The 18,856-nt window shown below is 49.2% G+C and carries 16 protein-coding genes; 4 read left to right on the forward strand and 12 right to left on the reverse strand.

Annotated features, from left to right (window positions below; all coding sequences use genetic code 11):
- Positions 1-32 precede the first annotated feature (32 nt).
- Together V8Q34_RS15370 and V8Q34_RS15375 are read right to left on the reverse strand one after the other, a co-directional pair.
- Positions 33-1,526, reverse strand: coding sequence for an IMP dehydrogenase (locus V8Q34_RS15370; protein WP_054352366.1), 1,494 nt, complete (start codon positions 1,524-1,526; stop codon positions 33-35).
- A 277-nt stretch (positions 1,527-1,803) separates the two neighbouring features.
- Positions 1,804-2,385, reverse strand: coding sequence for a LysE family transporter (locus tag V8Q34_RS15375; RefSeq protein ID WP_335835854.1), 582 nt, complete (start codon positions 2,383-2,385; stop codon positions 1,804-1,806).
- Positions 2,386-2,640: 255 nt separating this feature from the next.
- Here V8Q34_RS15375 and V8Q34_RS15380 point away from each other — a divergent pair, with 255 nt between their 5' ends.
- The 4 genes from V8Q34_RS15380 (at position 2,641) to V8Q34_RS15395 (ending at position 7,529) form a co-directional block, all read left to right on the forward strand.
- Entirely contained in the window at positions 2,641-3,192 is a 552-nt protein-coding gene (locus tag V8Q34_RS15380) for a helix-turn-helix domain-containing protein (protein WP_335835855.1), read from the forward strand.
- A 285-nt stretch (positions 3,193-3,477) separates the two neighbouring features.
- Positions 3,478-3,957, forward strand: coding sequence for an NADH-quinone oxidoreductase subunit NuoE family protein (locus tag V8Q34_RS15385; RefSeq protein WP_033143487.1), 480 nt, complete (start codon positions 3,478-3,480; stop codon positions 3,955-3,957).
- On the forward strand, positions 3,954-5,828 hold the full coding sequence (locus V8Q34_RS15390) for an NADH-ubiquinone oxidoreductase-F iron-sulfur binding region domain-containing protein (protein WP_335835856.1): 1,875 nt from the start codon (positions 3,954-3,956) through the stop codon (positions 5,826-5,828). The genes V8Q34_RS15385 and V8Q34_RS15390 overlap by 4 nt, the downstream gene beginning before the upstream one ends.
- 12 nt (positions 5,829-5,840) lie before the next feature.
- Positions 5,841-7,529, forward strand: a complete 1,689-nt coding sequence (locus tag V8Q34_RS15395) for a [FeFe] hydrogenase, group A (protein ID WP_033143489.1) — start codon at positions 5,841-5,843, stop codon at positions 7,527-7,529.
- 118 nt (positions 7,530-7,647) lie between these two features.
- Here V8Q34_RS15395 and V8Q34_RS15400 read toward each other — a convergent pair whose 3' ends face one another.
- The 10 genes from V8Q34_RS15400 to ilvB all read right to left on the reverse strand — a co-directional run bounded on the left by V8Q34_RS15400 (position 7,648) and on the right by ilvB (position 18,829).
- Positions 7,648-8,742, reverse strand: a complete 1,095-nt coding sequence (locus V8Q34_RS15400) for an alkaline phosphatase family protein (protein ID WP_335835857.1) — start codon at positions 8,740-8,742, stop codon at positions 7,648-7,650.
- Between the two features lie 40 nt (positions 8,743-8,782).
- The gene (locus V8Q34_RS15405; RefSeq protein ID WP_033143491.1) at positions 8,783-9,274 is read right to left on the reverse strand and encodes a GNAT family N-acetyltransferase; all 492 of its coding nucleotides are present in this window, start codon (positions 9,272-9,274) and stop codon (positions 8,783-8,785) included.
- 27 nt (positions 9,275-9,301) lie between these two features.
- On the reverse strand, positions 9,302-10,486 hold the full coding sequence (gene hydF / locus V8Q34_RS15410) for a [FeFe] hydrogenase H-cluster maturation GTPase HydF (RefSeq protein WP_335835858.1): 1,185 nt from the start codon (positions 10,484-10,486) through the stop codon (positions 9,302-9,304).
- Positions 10,487-10,499: 13 nt separating this feature from the next.
- Complete coding sequence (gene hydG / locus V8Q34_RS15415; RefSeq protein WP_335835859.1) at positions 10,500-11,921, reverse strand: [FeFe] hydrogenase H-cluster radical SAM maturase HydG; 1,422 nt, start codon at positions 11,919-11,921, stop codon at positions 10,500-10,502.
- Between the two features lie 21 nt (positions 11,922-11,942).
- Entirely contained in the window at positions 11,943-13,001 is a 1,059-nt protein-coding gene (gene hydE, locus V8Q34_RS15420) for a [FeFe] hydrogenase H-cluster radical SAM maturase HydE (protein WP_335835860.1), read from the reverse strand.
- Between the two features lie 3 nt (positions 13,002-13,004).
- On the reverse strand, positions 13,005-14,240 hold the full coding sequence (locus V8Q34_RS15425; RefSeq protein WP_103731468.1) for a DUF1015 domain-containing protein: 1,236 nt from the start codon (positions 14,238-14,240) through the stop codon (positions 13,005-13,007).
- Between the two features lie 13 nt (positions 14,241-14,253).
- Complete coding sequence (locus V8Q34_RS15430; RefSeq protein ID WP_156120899.1) at positions 14,254-14,421, reverse strand: hypothetical protein; 168 nt, start codon at positions 14,419-14,421, stop codon at positions 14,254-14,256.
- Positions 14,422-14,741: 320 nt separating this feature from the next.
- Positions 14,742-15,905, reverse strand: coding sequence for a phosphoglycerate dehydrogenase (locus tag V8Q34_RS15435; RefSeq protein ID WP_033143496.1), 1,164 nt, complete (start codon positions 15,903-15,905; stop codon positions 14,742-14,744).
- 2 nt (positions 15,906-15,907) lie between these two features.
- Positions 15,908-16,990, reverse strand: coding sequence for a 3-phosphoserine/phosphohydroxythreonine transaminase (serC, locus tag V8Q34_RS15440; protein WP_103731469.1), 1,083 nt, complete (start codon positions 16,988-16,990; stop codon positions 15,908-15,910).
- Between the two features lie 153 nt (positions 16,991-17,143).
- On the reverse strand, positions 17,144-18,829 hold the full coding sequence (gene ilvB, locus V8Q34_RS15445) for a biosynthetic-type acetolactate synthase large subunit (RefSeq protein ID WP_033143498.1): 1,686 nt from the start codon (positions 18,827-18,829) through the stop codon (positions 17,144-17,146).
- Positions 18,830-18,856 lie beyond the last annotated feature (27 nt).

Consider the following 18,856-nt stretch of genomic DNA (forward strand, 5'->3'; position numbering starts at 1 on the left):
ACCCCCTCTTTTACAGAATCTGTCTCATAATTTTATCTCTGATCCCGCAGCAACACATCATGTGCGCCGCCCTCAACAATACTTGTAGCGGAAACCAGCGTGATCTTAGCTTTTTCCTGCAGCTCCGGAATGGTGAGCGCTCCGCAGTTGCACATAGTAGAGCGGACCTTGCTCAGAGTCAGGTTTACATTATCCTTCAGACTTCCTGCATAGGGTACCAGAGAATCCACACCTTCCTCAAAAGAAAGTTTTTTCTCGCCTCCCATATCATACCGCTGCCAGTTTCTGGCCCGCGCGCTGCCCTCACCCCAGTATTCCTTCATATAGCTGCCGTTGATATTAACCTTCTTGGTAGGGCTTTCGTCAAATCTGGCAAAATACCTTCCCAGCATAATAAAGTCAGCACCCATAGCCAGCGCCAGGGTAATATGATAATCGTGGACGATTCCGCCGTCAGAGCAGATGGGAATATAGATTCCCGTCTCTTCAAAATACGCATCCCTGGCCTTTGCCACCTCGATCAATGCAGTGGCCTGTCCTCTGCCGATGCCTTTCTGTTCGCGGGTAATACAGATAGCACCGCCGCCGATTCCCACCTTCACAAAGTCAGCCCCTGCCTCAGCCAGGAAGCGGAATCCTTCCGCGTCCACCACATTTCCGGCACCTACCTTTACATCATTTCCATAATTTTTCCTGATATAGTCAATCGTGATCTTCTGCCACTCTGAAAAGCCTTCCGAGCTGTCAATACACAGGATATCGGCTCCCGCCCCGATCAGTGCCGGAACACGCGTCTCGTAATCCCTTGTGTTGATTCCTGCCCCTACCATGTAGCGCTTATGGCTGTCGATCAGTTCATTTTCATTTTTCTTGTGTGTATCGTAATCCTTCCTGAAAACAAGATACACCAGTTCCCGGTTCTTATTCACAAGAGGCAGACAGTTTATCTTGTGCTCCCAGATGATATCATTGGCCTCCTTCAGAGTCGTCTCTTCGTCTGCATATACAAGGTCGTCCAGTTTTGTCATAAATTCTTTTACCTTTAAGTCCAGGTTCATGCGGCTTACCCGGTAATCCTTATTGGTGACAATGCCGAGCAGCTTTCCCCCCGGTGAACCATCCTCCGTGACAGCTATGGTAGAGTGGCCCGTCTGTTCCGTAAGACGAAGCACATCCTGAAGGGTCATCTCCGGCGACACGTTAGAGTCACTGACCACGAAACCGGCACGGTAACGTTTTACCTTTTCCACCATCTCCGCCTGCTTTTCAACCGGCTGGGAACCGTAGATAAAGGAAATACCGCCCTCCTGGGCAAGGGCTACGGCCAGATTGTCATCTGAGACAGACTGCATGATCGCAGAGACCATGGGAATGTTGATAGTCAGTGCCGGTTCCTCCCCTTTTTTGTATTTCACCAGAGGTGTTTTCAGATCCACTTTGGACGGCACACAATGTGTGGACGAATACCCCGGAATCAGAAGATATTCGCTAAATGTTCTGGACGGCTCCTCATAATAAAATGCCATGTCAATTCTCCTTTTCTGACTGCTGGTTTTCCAACTGCAATTCGTATTTCGTTACCTTTTCAAAAATCCTGCGGCTTCCCGGCGCCTGGGAATGCCCAAAGGGTAACTGGTTATGTTTGATACTAGCACAGGCAGTTCTTCTTTGTCAATGAAAACAGGCGCACTCTTTTCCCTCCGTCCGGTGCCCCTGCCACACTGCATTTTGCCGCTCCGTTTTAACCTTTTCGCATCTCTTCCTCTTCACGGATATTTGCTCATGGGGGCCACGGACAAAGGATCAAAGAAACAAAGAAACAGCGCAGTAAATAAGTAAAAGAGCCATAACAGCGTTTACCAGCTTCGTATGTCTGGAGAAGAATTTACAAAATGCCGCCCCGAAAAGCGCCCATATAAAAGAACCGGAAGCACCGATCAGAGACAGTACGGCAGTAAATCCGGCCAGTGCCGTGCCGGAATGATAAACCGGCAGGATATAAAGCGACATTGCCGTGATTGCGTAAATATAAATTTTAGGATTGATAAATTGCAGTACCATGCCGGAAATAAAACCAGCCTCCTTCCCGTCTTCCGTATTTACCTCCGCAGAACTCTTCCGGACCTTCCATGCAAGGTACAGCATATAAGCAGCGCCCAGGATCTGCATGACCATCTTTACCTTAGGAAGAAAGGAATAGAGTGTTGCGCTGAAGACGGTGCAAACAGACATAACGACTGCAAATCCGGCCAGTATGCCCAAGTTAAAGCGAATGCTTCGGCGAAATCCCAGCCGTATGGCATTACTCATGGAAAGCAGATTGTTGGCACCCGGTGTGTAAGCCGTAATAAAACAATAAATCAGAAAATCGTATAAACGGAACATAATGCATCCTTTCTATTGCTCATTCCTACCGTATGTCCGCAGAAGAACCTCACAGCATTTTGAGCAGTCACCTTTGTTGTATTCTTTGAACATTTCACCTTCTTCTTCAAGATTTAGAATCATAGACATATCTCCTTTCCTCTTTACAAGCCCAAGCTGAAATCGTATAATGATACAAAACAGTTATTATATCGCACTAGTACGATATAATAATACATCATGTGCATTATATTGTCAAGAGAGGAGAACCATATCATGGATTCAATGAATACAATAGTTGCTAAAAATATTAAACGATTGCGTGAAGAAAAGAAATTAAGCATGGAAGAGCTTGCGAAATTAAGCGGTGTCAGTAAGAGTATGCTTGCGCAGATCGAACGCGGTGACGGAAACCCGACGCTTTCTACATTGTGGAAAATTTCAAATGGAATGAAAGTACCCTTTGACGCATTGACCGTTCGCCCAAAGAGTCCATATGAGATTGTAAAAACATCTGAAGTGCAGCCATTGCTTGAAGATGACGGAAAAGTAAAAAACTACTCCCTTTTCCCGGATAACGAGAACCGTAGATTTGCAGTCTATTATCTGGAATTAGACCAGGGGAGTTATTGGGAATCCGAACCGCACTTAAAGGGAACCACTGAATTTATCACTGTCTTCTCGGGCAAAATCGAAATTCATGCTGACAGCCAGAGATTTATGGTCGAAAAGGGCGAAAGCATACGATTTAGGGCCGATACTGTCCATTCCTATAAAAATACCGGCAATGAGACCGCAATACTGCATATGATCCTTTTTAATCCCTGACGGAGCAGCCTGAAAGATATTCCGTATTTGGATCATCCGAACATCCTGCCGCTGCAAAATATAAAATATGCGCTGACGCGGATATTACCATTAACCAATTTGTATATTTTCGTGTTTTTTTCAAAATATTTATTGTGTATTTCCTCCCGGCATTATATAATTAGGGGAACAGGTATATGTGCAAAAATACCCAAAGCACATGCGGAAGTGTACTGTAGGCAACAGAAATCACCTGCGGTGAATTTACTGTTGTCATGAATGATTAAATCTAAAGGAGGTATCTGAATGCTTGACAAGAGCTACTACCAGAAGACGGACGAAATCATCAGCCATTACGGCCGCAAGCCAAGTGCACTGATTCCCATCATGCAGGACATTCAGGCAGAATACCGTTATCTGCCAGGCGAACTACTGACCTACGTGGCAAAAGAGATTGGGGTAAAAGAGGCCAAAGCCTACAGTGTTGCCACATTTTACGAAAACTTTTCCTTTGAACCCAAGGGAAAATACATTATCAAAGTCTGTGACGGAACTGCCTGCCATGTCCGCAAATCCATGCCCATTCTGGAAGCCCTTCAAAAAGAGCTGGGCCTGAGCAAGAAAAAACATACCACAGACGATATGCTTTTCACTGTGGAGACCGTTTCCTGCCTGGGTGCCTGCGGGCTGGCTCCTACACTCACCGTGAACAATGAAGTACACCCGACTATGACGCCGGAAAAAGCATTGGAATTACTCACAGAATTGAGAGGTGATAGCGTATGATTATCGAAAACAGAGAGGCTCTGAAAAGAGAGCAGGAGGCTGCACAAAAACAGATTGATTCTTATGAATGCCGTATCCTGATCTGCGCCGGAACCGGCTGTGTTGCTACCGGCTCACAGAAAATCTACGAAAAAATGCAGGAACTCTGTAAAGACATGCCCGGTGTTTCCGTAGAATTTGACGGCCATGTTCCTCACATCGGAGTTGTGAAGACAGGCTGCCAGGGTATCTGCGAACTGGGACCCCTGATGAGAATCGAGCCCCTGCATTATCAATATGTAAAGGTTCAGATGGACGACTGTGAAGAGATTTTCAAACGCACAGTCCTGAACAAAGAACCTGTGGAACGCCTGTTCTACAAAAAAGGCGAGGACTCCTTCCCCACACCGGATGACATCCCCTTCATTGCAAAGCAGACCAGGATCACTCTGGAAAACTGCGGACGTTTCGACGCGGAGTCTCTGGACGAATACATAGCTTCCGGCGGTTACAGTGCCCTGTCAAAAGCCATCTTTGACATGTCCCCGAGAGATGTCATCGAAGAAGTGGACAAATCCGGCCTGCGCGGAAGAGGCGGCGGCGGATTCCCCACCGGAAAGAAATGGAAACAGGTAGCTGCCCACACAGATGTAAAAGAACACTATGTTGTCTGTAACGGCGACGAGGGTGACCCGGGCGCATTCATGGATGGAAGCGTTATGGAAGGTGACCCCTACCGTCTGATCGAAGGTATGACCATAGCCGCCTATGCAGTGAATGCACAGGACGGTTATATCTATGTACGTGCGGAATACCCCCTCTCTGTAGAGCGGCTCACCCACGCCATTGCACAGGCTGAGGAAAAGGGCCTGCTCGGAGATAACATTCTGGGAACAGATTTCTGCTTCCATATGCATATCAACCGCGGTGCCGGTGCATTCGTCTGCGGTGAAGGTTCTGCCCTGACCGCTTCCATCGAAGGTGACAGAGGTATGCCCCGTGTTAAACCGCCAAGAACCGTAGACCAGGGACTCTGGGCCAAACCCACAGTCCTGAACAATGTGGAGACCTTCGCCAATGTGCCCGGTATCGTCATGAAGGGTGCTGACTGGTTCCGCACCATCGGAACAGAGGGAAGTCCCGGAACAAAGACCTTTTCCATCACCGGCTCCATTGAGAACACAGGCCTCATTGAGGTTCCCATGGGAACTACCCTGCGCGAGATGATCTATGATATCGGCGGCGGCATCAAGGGAGGCGGAGAATTCAAAGCCGTACAGATCGGCGGTCCCTCCGGCGGATGTCTTACGGCGGAGCATCTGGATGTAGGTCTGGATTTTGACAGTGTAAAAAAATACGATGCCATCATGGGTTCCGGCGGACTGGTTGTCATGGACGAGAACACCTGTATGGTAGAGGTTGCCCGTTTCTTCATGAGCTTTACCCAGAGGGAATCCTGCGGAAAGTGTGTTCCCTGCCGTGAAGGAACCAAACGTATGCTGAAGATCCTGGAACGCATCGTAGACGGCAAAGGCGTCATCGAGGATCTGGATACCCTGGAAGAGCTGGCAGCCATGGTTAAGAATATGGCTCTGTGCGGACTCGGAAAGAGTGCTCCGCTTCCTGTTATCAGCACATTAAAGACCTTCCGAAATGAGTATGAGGAGCACATTTTAGACCACAAATGCGCTGCCAAATGCTGTACTGCTATGCGCCGCTTTGTCATCAATCCTGAGTTCTGTAAAGGCTGCGGTAAATGTGCCAAGAACTGCCCGGTTGGTGCCATCACCGGTGTGCGCAAGCAAGCTTATAATATTGACAACGAATTGTGTATCAAGTGCGGTGCCTGCAAAGACAACTGTGCCTTTGATGCCATTTACGTGGAAGCATAGGAGGGTTTTAATATGGGATTTATGACGATTGACGGTAGAAAAGTTGAATTTACCGACGAAAAAAATGTGCTTTCCGTCATCCGGAAAGCCGGGATCAATCTTCCGACACTCTGCTATCACTCTGAGGTTTCCACCTTCGGCGCCTGCCGGCTCTGTACTGTGGAGGATGACAGGGGACGTACCTTTGCCTCCTGCTCAGAGGTTCCCAGAGATGGAATGGTCATCTATACCAATTCCGGAAGGATCAAAAAATACAGAAAACTGATTGTGGAGCTTCTGCTCTCCGCCCACTGCCGTGACTGTACCACCTGTGTAAAGAGCGGCGAGTGCGTACTGCAGGATCTGGCCCACAGAATGAATATTACGGATGTGCGTTTCCAGAACACAAGGGAAATCCGTCCGCTGGATACCAGCTCTCCCTCCATTGTCAGGGACCCCAACAAATGTATTCTCTGCGGCGACTGTGTGCGTGCCTGTTCCGAGATTCAGGGACTGGGCGTCTTAGGCTTCGCGTTCCGAGGAACAGACGCCATGGCAATGCCGGCCTTTAACAAGACTCTGGCAGAGACCGACTGCGTAAGCTGCGGTCAGTGCCGTATTTACTGTCCTACCGGCGCGATCAGCATCAAGACCCATATGGACGAAGTATGGGAAGCGATTGCTGATCCGAATACAAGAGTTGTGGCTCAGGTAGCGCCTGCCGTACGTGTGGCAGTCGGCGATGCCTTTGGCCTGGACAAGGGAAACAGTGTTATGGGCAAACTGGTAGCCGTTCTGCACCGCATGGGATTTGATGAAGTTTACGATACCGCGTTCAGTGCGGACTTAACCATCATGGAAGAATCCAAGGAATTCCTGGAGCGTCTGGGAGACAGTTCCAAGCTTCCTCTTTTCACCTCCTGCTGTCCGGCATGGGTGAAATTCCTCTGTGACCAGTATCCGGAATACAAAGACAATCTTTCTACCTGCCGTTCTCCTCAGGAAATGTTCTCCGCAGTCATCAAGGAATACTACAGGGGATATGAGAAAAACCAGGGCAAGAAGACCGTTGTTGTGTCCATCATGCCGTGTACAGCCAAGAAGATGGAGGCCATCCGTCCAAACAGCTTTACCCACGGAGAGCAGAACACGGATATTGTCATCACAACAACAGAATTGATCCGTATGATCAAAAACTCCGGCATTGAGTTCCCGACTCTGATTCCGGAAGCCTGCGACATGCCATTCGGTTTTGGTTCCGGCGCCGGTGTTATCTTCGGCGTAACCGGCGGTGTGACAGAAGCCATGCTCCGCCGTTTTGCAGACAAACACGACAAGGCAACCATGGATACCGTAGCTGAGACAGGTGCCCGCGGGGAAGAGGGCATCAAGGAATTCTCTGTCACCTACAAAGGTATTCCGCTGAATGTATGTGTTGCCAGCGGCCTGGCCAATGCACAGAAGGTTATGGAAAAGATCAAGAGCGGCGAAGCCCACTACCACATTGTGGAGATCATGGCATGCCGCCGCGGATGTATCATGGGAGGCGGACAGCCGCCGAGAGCCGGAGACCGCACAAAAGCGGCCAGAAAAGACGGCCTCTACAAGGCAGACAATGTGACCAGTATCCGCAAGGCGGATGAGAACCCGCTGGTTATGTCTCTGTATGATACCCTGTTAAAAGGAAAAGAGCACGAACTGCTGCACAATGACAGCTATTAAAGCTGCTGTATAAAAATGGCTGCTGTGAGATCCGGAAAGGTATCACAGCAGCAAAAAAAGGACATGCTGACAACGTTTTTGGGTCATCAGCATGTCCTTTTTCCTGTTATATCAGAAATTATTGCTTTTCCACTACAATGAGCGGTACCATCATTTCCTGTTCTGTCATGCCCGCATGGTTTGAACGAAACATGGGCAGATTTCTGGACCAGGCAAATCCCTTATCCGCAGTTGCCACAGCCAGAAAATCACCGGCCAGTTCACGAAACCTTTCACGGGTTGTCCCATCACCGAATATCTGCTTCTCCCGCATCTCCTTGGCGGAGAAAAGCAGAAACTCCTCTCCGAAATGTCTGCGGAATCTTTTTGGAAATTCTTCCCTGAATTCCTCCTTCACATAGAAGGCCGCTGCCCTGGCCTCCACAGATATGGGAAGCCTCAGCATTTCCAATATGTCCGGATAGTCTGTGAGAATATAATGCGACAGATCTATATGCCCATGGTCTGCTGTCACGATCAGAAGTGTATCCTCCAGTCTGTCGGACATCCGGGCGATTTTCCCTTCCAGATACTCTAATTCCCTTGTCACACATTCACTGTGGCATCCCTGGTCATGCATGGTGCTGTCCGGTTCCTCCCAATAGGCATAGATGTACTTTTCGTCCTCCTGCCCGCATAGCCTCTGTATCTCCTCACACATTTCATCCAGGGTTTCTATTTTATTCGTGCCGAAATGGGACACACTGTATCCATGTCCGACTCCCGCCCGGTTTATCTTGTCATATATCTTTGTGTAAGGGATAAAACGGCTGGCAACATGGTAATCTTCCGCTGCGCACCTTTCATATTGGTCTTGATTGGTAAAGGCATTCACAACTTTATGGATTTCGCCAAAATACAGGCTCCATCCCAGCCATCCATGCTCTGCCGGTGTCAGACCGCTCTCCATAGTCGTGGTAGCAGCCGTTGTCGTAGGCGGAAAGACGGAGGAGATCCCGCATCTGTAATGGCTTCTGAAGAATCCATCCTCTTTCAGATGGAAGTCAATCGCCTCGCATCCCATGCCGTCCAGCAGGACCACAACAACGTTCCTGAATCCCTTTCCCATCCATTCATCCGCACAGGGCAAAGTCTTATGACCGTATTCTGCGCCGAATCTTTTTAATACAGAGCAGGATAAATTCACCAGGCTATTGCTGTAATCTGCAAACAATTTTTATCCTCCCCTTTCTTCCTTTCTGCTGCCGGATTCTTTATCTGTTCCTTCCCGGCTGCAGATCCATCGCAAATTCAATCTCATGCATCAGCAAAATTCCATTTGCCCCAATCAGAGGGATCTCCGGTTTCAGCTTTCTTGAAAAGTTCAGGGCATTGTGGTACAGATGTGACATATCAAATCCGCAGCGCTGGTAAAAGCGGATAGCCTGAATGTTGTCATTTGTGGTGATCACCACAAGCCTTCTGCATTTTTTCTTTTCTGCTGTCTCTTTTACCTTTTCGATCAGGTTTCTTCCGATCCCCCGGCCCTCCTGACGGCTGTCCAGGGATATGATCTCACAGATACCGTCCCGGATCAGGTATGTGAGAAGGCCCACAATGTTTCCCTTTTCCCAGACAACAATGCCGTCTGTCCCGGTCATATCCACAACTCTGCCGCGAATGACCATCTCTGTTGTGAGCCACTGGCTCTCTATGAATTCATTGACGCGTTCCCGGTTTGTCTCATCAATTGGAACATACTCCATTAAACTGCCCTCCCGCATATTTACTGATCACCGGAATATTTCCAGGCTCCGCTGCAAAATACCGTTCATATGCGCAATGGCTATACCGTAATTTGTCATAGGCACACCCTGCAGGCCAGCCTGGTTCCTGCGCCACTGCATCTCCCGCTCATTGAGCATACAGCCTCCGCAGTGTACCACCAGCCGATATGGTGTCAGATCCTCCGGAAAACCGGTTCCTGAGGTAAATGCAAAGTCAGGCTTTTTCCCGATATGCGCCTCAATCCAGCGGGGCATTTTCACCGTACCGATATCATTGCACTGCCGGTGATGGGTACAGCCCTCACTGATCAGCACTTTGTCCCCGTCCTCCAGACGGTCAAGGGCATAGGCACCCTCCAGCGCGCCGTCCAGGATCCCTTTATACCGTGCGAACAGTATGGAAAAGGAAGTAAGAGGGATATCAGCCGGAACCGCTTTGTCCACCTTCCCGAACACCTGGCTGTCTGTAATGACAAGCCGCGGTTTTTCTCCCAGACGTCCAAGTACATCCTCCACCCTGTCATCCTGCACGGCAAGGGGAACTGCACCTGTATCCAACAGTTCTCTGATCACCTGCTGCTGAGGCAGGATCAGCCTCCCTTTCGGTGCCGCTTTATCAATGGGGATCACCAGGAGCACAAAGTCCCCCGGTGACACCAGGTCTTTTACAAGAGGACGTTCCTGCCCTTCCTTTGCAAGGCTTCCCAGCTTTTCCTTCAGTTCAGTAATGTGAACACCCTGTCCGGCACTCACGTAGATTTCATGGTCTGTCTTCGGTTCTCTCTCCTCTGCCAGCAGATCCATTTTATTGTATACCACAAGATACGGCAGCTTTCTCTTTTCAAAGAGATCTATGAGCTGTAGTTCCATGGGGACCAGTTCTTTTCCCGCCTCCACCACCAGGACTGCCACGTCTGTTTTGTGGAGCACCTGCTCCGCCTTTTTTACCCGGAGAGCGCCCAGGCCTTCCTGGTCATCATCCATACCCGGCGTGTCGATAAACAAAACAGGACCTATGGGCAGAAGCTCCATGGCTTTCTGCACCGGGTCGGTGGTGGTTCCCTTCACATCCGATACCACTGCCATCTCCTGCCCTGTGACTGCGTTGAGCAGACTGGACTTTCCGGTGTTGCGCCGCCCGAAAAAGCTGATATGTACCCTGTTTGCAGAGGGTGCTGCGTTCAGGCTCATGTATATCCTCCTCTCAGAAACGGAAATCTCTCTCCCCGTTCTCAATCTTTGCCAGGCGTTCCACCACGATCTCTCTTGTTCTTTCCCTTGGAATGTTCACAAGTTCTGACCGGATCAGCTCTTCTCCGATTTTTCTTGTCTCAGGGCTTGCGTAATCCATAAGGAATTCTTTCAGGGTCATCAGGGCATTGGGGTGGCAGCAGTTCTGAATCTGTCCTGTCTTGCACAGGCTCATGAAACGATCACCGGTTCTTCCTTCCCTGTAACATGCAGTACAGAAGCTGGGGATATATTTCATGTCCATCAGCCAGTGCACCACCTCATCCAGGGTTCGCTTGTCTGACACATCAAACTGCTCGGAGTTCTCATCCTCCGGTTCCGGTTCGCTGTAGCCGCCCACGCTTGTCCTGGAAGCACCGCTGATCTGGGAAATGCCAAGGTGAAGCACTCTCTCCCTGCACTCCTTACTCTCTCTTGTGGAGATGATCATACCGGTGTAAGGCACTGCGATTCGGATGCAGGCAACCAGTTTCGCGAAAATATCATCATCAATACCGTTGTCAAAAGCAGACGGATCGATATCATCTGCGTGTTTTACCCTCGGAACGCTGATGGTATGCGGGCCGACTCCGTGAACCGCCTCCAGATGCTCCGCGTGCATGAGAAGACCGGCAAATTCATAGCGGTACATCTCCAGCCCGAACAGTACACCCAGTCCCACATCGTCAATGCCGCCCTCCATGGCTCTGTCCATGGCTTCTGTGTGGTAATCATAATTGCTCTTCGGTCCTGTGGGATGCAGTTTTTTGTAGCTCTCCTTATGGTAGGTCTCCTGGAACAGAATATAGGTACCGATGCCGGCGTCTTTTAATTTCCTGTAATCCTCCACTGTGGTGGCCGCGATATTTACATTGACACGGCGGATTGCGCCGTTTTTATGTTTGATGCTGTATATGGTCTTAATGCTCTCCAGTATGTATTCAATGGGATTGTTGACCGGGTCCTCCCCGGCTTCCAGAGCAAGGCGCTTGTGGCCCATATCCTGCAGAGCGGTTACCTCTTTTACGATCTCTTCCTGCGTCAGTTTCTTTCTGGCTATGTGTTTGTTTTTCCTGTGATAAGGACAGTACACGCAGCCGTTGATACAGTAATTGGACAGATAAAGGGGCGCAAACATAACAATCCGGTTTCCGTAGAAATCCTTTTTAATCTGTTCAGCCAGTTTGTAAATCTCCTGGTTTTTCTCCTCGATGTCGCAGTCAAGCAGTACGGATGCCTCCCTGTGGGTGAGTCCCTTTCTGAGTTTTGCCTTCTCAAGGATCTGGTCAATAAGCACTTCATTGTGCTTATTTGCCTCAGCGTAGGCAAGTGTCTCCTGGATTTCCTCATGGGAAATAAATTCCTCTGCTCTCAGTGATTTCGGATTGTAATTCATTTTTACCCTCTCCTTTTCTCTTTACCGGGTGTACATTTTGGTGTCCCCCCGGTCTACAGTCACTTCACAGCCAATTTTTTTCATTCGGCTGCGAAGAAGTTCCAGTTCGGCGGCATTTTCTGCGCCGGTATAAATTTTATGGTCGTACAGTTCATATTTCCCCTGTACCAGTGAAGCCGATAAATTCGGCATAACCACATTGGCTCCTGCCAGTATGCCTCTCTCCCGCCCGTCATCGGAAATGGTTCCAAGGGCAGTTGTGGCCGGAAGCAGGACTTTCGGAAGCAGCAGGCGGATCAGTCCCAGAAGATACAGAGTAAGCTCTGCACTCCCCGGGGCCTTTGTTCCAAATGGAGTGTCCCTGTGGGGGATGAAAGGCCCGATTCCCACCATGGCAGGCTGGAATTCTTTCAAAAACAGCAGTTCATCAGCCAGGTTCTCAGCCGTCTGCCCCGGCGTTCCTACCATAAATCCGCATCCTGTCTGAAATCCAATGTCTTTTAGATTTCTCAGACATTCCTGTCTGTGAGCATAAGACATGGAGGGGGGATGCAGCGTGCGGTAATGTTCCTCGCATACAGTCTCATGCCTGAGCAGGTATCTGTCTGCCCCTGCATCAAAAAACTTCTGATAAGCTTCCCTCTCCTTTTCCCCCACGGAGAGCGTCACTGCGCAGTCGCTGTGTTCCTTTTTTATGTCCCGGACCAGCTCTGCGATCCTGTCATCCGTGTACCAAGGGTCCTCTCCGCCCTGCAGCACAAAAGTTCTGAACCCAAGAACATAACCTTTCCGGCAGCACTCCAGGATTTCCTCCCTGCCCAGGCGGTAACGCTTTGCCTTTCGGTTTCCTTTTCGGATTCCGCAGTAATAACAGTCATTTCTGCAGTAATTGGTAAACTCGATCAGCCCTCTGATATAAATGCGGTTTCCGTAATATTTCTCCCGCATCCCGGCTGCTTTGCCGAACAGGTATCCGGCAAGTTCCTCATTCCGCTTTTCGATCAGCGCGGTATAGCTCTCCCTGTCCAGGGACTCTCCTGCCTCTAAGCGGTCAATTTTATCAAATAAATTCTCTGTCATAGTCTATATCCTGTGAATAAACAGCCCGCTTCTCAGCTTTGGCTCAAACCAGGTGGATTTCGGCGGCATCAGCTTTCCTGCGTCCGCAACCGCAAAAAGTTCTGCCATGGAAGTGGGATACATGGAAAAGGCTGCCTTACAGTCTGTCTGCACACGTTTTTCCAGCTCACCCAGTCCCCGGATTCCCCCGATAAAATCAATCCGGGGGTCTTTTGCCGGCTCCCGGATCCCCAGCACAGGTTCCAGAAGGTTATTCTGAAGCAATGCCACATCCAGTCCGTCCACCACATCTGTAGCCCGGTATTCTTCCTTTATCTTAAGTTTATACCATCTGTCCTCCAGATACATACCGAATTCGCCTTTTTCCCGGGGCGATACTGCCTCTGTTCCCGGTTCGGACACGGTAAAGCGCTCCCTTATTTTTTCCAGGAACTCTTCCGCGGAATATCCGTTTAAGTCTTTTACCACACGGTTGTAATCCAGGATTTCCAGCTCCTCATCTGCAAACAGGGTACACAGAAAGTAATTAAAGGGCTCCCTGCCCGTATAATTGGGATTCTCCCGGCGTCTCTTCAGACCTGCTTTGATGGCTGAGGCCGCCCTGTGATGGCCGTCTGCGATATATATGCTGTCCATGGCCTGAAAGGTCTTCTCTATCTTGTGAATCATGGCTGACTCATAGATCATCCATCCTCTGTGACGGATGCCGTCCTCTGATACAAAGTCGAAAATGGGAAAATCCTTTTTCTTCACATCCATCAGATGCTTAAAATCCGCATTGGCACGGTAGGCCAGGAAAATAGGTCCTGTCTGCGCCTCCAGCACATCCACATGGCGGATGCGGTCCAGCTCTTTTTCCACTCTGGTGTTCTCATGTTTTTTGATGACACCGTTTAAGTAATCGTCAATCGACGCACATGCCACGATTCCTGTCTGCACATGCCCGTTTCTGGTAAGCTCATAGAGATAAAAATTGGGGTCCACATCCTGCAGGAAGTCCCCGTCCTCCATCATCTTCCAGAATATCCTGCGGGCCTGTTTGTACACCTCAGGAGCGTACATATCCGTATCATCCGGAAACTGTGTCTCCGGACGGTCAATCTTCAGAAAGGAATATGGATTTTTTTCGGTCTCCTCTTTCGCCTCTTTTCTGTTATATACATCATATGGCAGTGCGGCAATTTTAGATGCCAGGTTCTCCTGGGGACGCACTGCACAAAATGGTTTAACTACCGCCATTATCAAATCTCCTTTATAGTTTTTTCTCCATAACGCGGGCAGCAACTTCGCAGACACCATTGAATACCTTTCCCAGACGCCTGCGGTTTCTGCCAAGCGCGCCAAAAAAAGATTTCATCCGCTTTGCACTGCGGATTCTCTTCTGTATGAATGTTTTCGGTTTTTTTATTTTTCTGCTCATTTTCACACCCCAAATATATTGATGCCTATTTATAACGCCATAATAAAATTATACCGTATATAGTCTTAAAATACAATGAAATAGGCACAATAATTTGCACACTTTCCGGCGGATTTATGACTGACAGAGGTATTAAAAAAACACCAGACGGGGATTGCCTTGACTCTTTCCCCGCTGGTGCTTTTTTCGACCCTGGTTTATTTATCTCCATAGTGGTAACGACAGGATAATATATATAATTTCCGGAATATCCACAAAAGGGCCCGCCCTGAAACCACAGTCTCAGGACAGGCCCATATCCGTCTATTCTTTTAAAAGGGTCATTTCACAATACGCACGCGGTAAACACCATGAATCTTTTTCAGTTCTTTTGCCACGTCTCCGGAAATCGGTGTGGAAACGTCGATCATGGTATAGGCGAAGTCGCCTTTACTCTTGTTGGTCATGTTGGAGATATTCACGCCTGCATCACCCAGCACTTTTGTGAACTGGCTGATCATGTTCGGAATATTTTTGTGGTTGATCGTCACTCTTCCCACGTCCACACAGGCCCCTGTATCACAATCCGGATAGTTTACGGAATTCTTGATATTTCCGTTTTCCAGATAGTCCATGAGCTGTCTGACAGCCATGACAGCACAGTTGTCCTCGGATTCCTCTGTGGATGCTCCCAGATGAGGAGTTACCAGGGTATTCGGGGTACTGGTCACAAGAGGGTTGGCAAAGTCTGTCACGTATTTTTTCACTTTTCCCTCTTTCAGGGCCTCCGCCAGAGCTTCCTCATCCACCAGAAGATCTCTTGCGAAGTTCAGGATAACCACGCCCTCTTTCATCTGGGCGATCTCATCCGCGCCGATCATCTTTCTTGTGGATTCCATCAGCGGCACGTGGATGGTGATATAATCGCATTCCTTGTAGATCACGTTCAGGTCATTGATGTGGTGAATGCTTCTGGAAAGGTTCCACGCAGCATCCACGGAGATGAAGGGGTCATATCCATAGACTTCCATTCCCAGATGTACCGCGGCATTTGCCACTTTTACACCGATGGCGCCAAGACCGATGATACCCAGCTTTCTGCCGCTGATCTCACAGCCGGCAAACTGTTTTTTCTTCTTTTCAGCCAGCTTTCCGATATCCTCTGTGGCTTCCTGGTGCTCCAGCCACTCGATACCGCCCACTATATCCCTGGATGCCAGCAGCATTCCGGCAATGACCATCTCCTTTACACCATTGGCATTTGCTCCCGGTGTGTTGAAGACTACCACGCCGTCCTTTGCGCACTCTTCCAGCGGAATATTGTTGACGCCGGCACCTGCTCTGGCAATGGCAACCACATTCTTCGGAAGCTCCATCTCATGCATGTTTGCACTTCTCACCAGCACGGCATCCGCATCAGACATATTGTCCGTGCTCTCGTATTTTGCCGGGAAATGCTCCAGTCCTACGCTGGAAATGGGATTTAAACAGTGATATCTGTACATGATCAAGCATTCTCCTTTTCAAATTTTTTCATAAAGGCAACCAGAGCCTCCACGCCCTCTATGGGCATGGCATTGTAAATGCTGGCACGCATGCCGCCTACGCTTCTGTGGCCTTTCAGATTCACAAAGCCTGCCGCCTGGGCCTCTTTGATAAATTTCGCATCCAAATCCTTATCTCCTGTGACAAAGGGAACATTCATAAGGGAACGGGAAGCCGGTTCCACGGTACCTTTGAACATTACGCTCTCATCCAGGAAATCATACAGGATCTTTGCTTTTTTCTCATTGTGCTCTTTCATGGCTTTCAGGCCGCCCTGTTTTTTCAGCCACTGAAATACCTTGCCGCACATGTAAATGCCGTAGCAGTTTGGTGTATTGTATAAGGACTCCGCGTCCGCATGTGTCTTATAGGTCAGCATGGTCGGTGTTCCCGGAAGCACATCCTCTGTGATCAGATCCTCACGGATGATGGCGATCACCACACCTGCAGGGCCGATATTCTTCTGCGCGCCGCCGTAAATAATACCGTATTTCTCCACGTCCATCGGTTCGGAGAGGAAACAGGAGGAAACGTCCGCCACCAGGGTCTTGCCCTTTGTGTCCGGCAGTGTTTTAAATTTTGTTCCGTATATCGTATTGTTCTCGCAGATGTACACGTAATCCGCATCCGGGCTGATGGGAAGGTCGGAACAGTCCGGAATGTAGGAAAAAGTTTTATCCTCAGAGGACGCGATCTTGTTGGCTGTCCCGTACTTCTGTGCCTCCTGCCATGCTTTTTTCGCCCACTGGCCTGTTACGATGTAGTCAGCCACTTTGTTTTTCATCAGGTTCATGGGGATCATGGCAAACTGCTGATGGGCACCGCCCTGCAGAAATAATACTTTATAGTTATCCGGAATATGCAGCAGCTCTCTCAAATCTGCCTCCGCAGTATGTATGATATCCTCGAATGCTTTGGAACGGTGGCTCATCTCCATAACAGACATGCCTGTTCCTTTATAATCCAGCATCTCTTCTGCCGCTTCCCGCAGCACTTCCTCCGGCAGAACAGCCGGTCCTGCTGAAAAGTTATAAACTCTGCTCACTTGTTGTTTCCTCCTCTGTTGATTTACTCTTCAAAACGGTTACGCCACATGCCCCCTCTGGGGACACGTGGCATAAATTGCTTGACAAGAAGTATTCTACCTCTTTGTTATATTATTGTCAATAAAAACATTTGTCTTTCTACAAAAGACATATTATTTCTGTTTTGCTTTCAGGTCTTCCTCGTCGAACGCATCCTCAATGTTGGCCCCTGCCGGTACCATTGGGAATACCTTATCATCACTGTCGATCATGCAGTCCAGAACCACCGTTGTATTTAACCGGATGGCTTTTGCAAGGGCTTCCTGCAGCTCCTCTTTTGTGGTCACGCGGATACCTACTGCTCCCATGGCCTCTGCCAGTTTGACAAAATCAACTTTGTCTTTTAATACTGTATTAGAATATCTGCCCTCATAGAACAGCGTCTGCCACTGACGTACCATTCCCAGCACCTGGTTATTGATGACCACTTGGATAAGAGGTACATCATTTCTGGTGGCTGTTGCGATCTCATTCATGTTCATACGGAAACAGCCGTCTCCTGCCACATTGATGACCACCTTGTCCGGATTGCCCATCTTGGCGCCGATGGCTGCCCCAAGGCCGTAGCCCATGGTTCCCAGGCCGCCGGAGGACAGGAAGGTGCGGGGTGTTTTATATTTGTAATACTGGGCAGCCCACATCTGGTGCTGACCCACCTCTGTTACAATTATGGCATCGCCTTTTGTCTGGCGGTAGATCTCCTCGATAATGGCAGGACCGCTTAAGCCCTCCTGGTTGTAGCGCAGAGGATATTTTTCTTTCAGCTCCTCTATGTATCCCAGCCACTCTTTATGTTCTTTCTGCTCCAGCATATCATTCAGGCGTTTCAGAACTTCTCTGGCGTCACCCACAACGCTGCAGTCAACCAGCACATTTTTATTGATCTCCGCTGCATCCACATCTATCTGGATCACCTTCGCATTTCTGGCAAAGTTTCTGGTATTGCCGGTCACACGGTCACTGAATCTGGCACCCACGGTGATCAGCAGGTCACATTTTGTCACACCCAGATTGGAGGCTTTGGTTCCGTGCATCCCCAGCATACCGGTATACAGCTCATCCTCGCCGGAAAATGCGCCTTTTCCCATAAGGGAATCGGTCACAGGAGCCTGGATCTTGTGTGCAAGTGTGCGCAGCTCCTCCCAGGCGTTGGACGCGATGGCTCCGCCGCCCACAAAGATAAAGGGACGTTTTGCCTCCCGGATCATATCTGCTGCTTTAGCCAGATCCGCTTCTTCAATCTCAGCCACATAGGGTTTCACCGGCTTTGGCACTGTAGTTTCAAATTCTGTCTTGGCTGCAGTCACATCCTTGGTGATATCCACAAGGACAGGGCCGGGCCGTCCGCTCTTTGCAATGACAAAAGCACGACGGATGGTCTTCGCCAGCTTTTTCACGTCTTTTACGATAAAGCTGTGTTTTGTGATCGGCATAACCACACCTGCGATATCTACCTCCTGGAAGCTGTCTTTTCCCAGAAGAGGAACACCTACGTTACAGGTGATGGCAACCACAGGCACAGAATCCATATGTGCTGTGGCAATACCTGTTACCAGGTTGGTGGCGCCGGGGCCGCTGGTTGCAAAACACACACCCACTTTCCCTGTGGAACGGGCATAGCCGTCCGCTGCATGGGCTGCACCCTGCTCATGGGATGTGAGTACGTGATGAATCTCATTGCTGTGTTTATATAACTCATCATAAATGTTCAGAATCGTTCCGCCCGGATAACCGAAAACGGTATCTACACCCTGCTCTTTTAAACATTCGATTACTATTTCTGCTCCTGTCAACTGCATATTGAAATCCTCCCAACCGTTATCTTT

This window comes from Blautia sp. JLR.GB0024 (genome assembly GCF_037000545.1).
Classification (GTDB): Bacteria; Bacillota; Clostridia; order Lachnospirales; family Lachnospiraceae; genus Blautia; species Blautia celeris.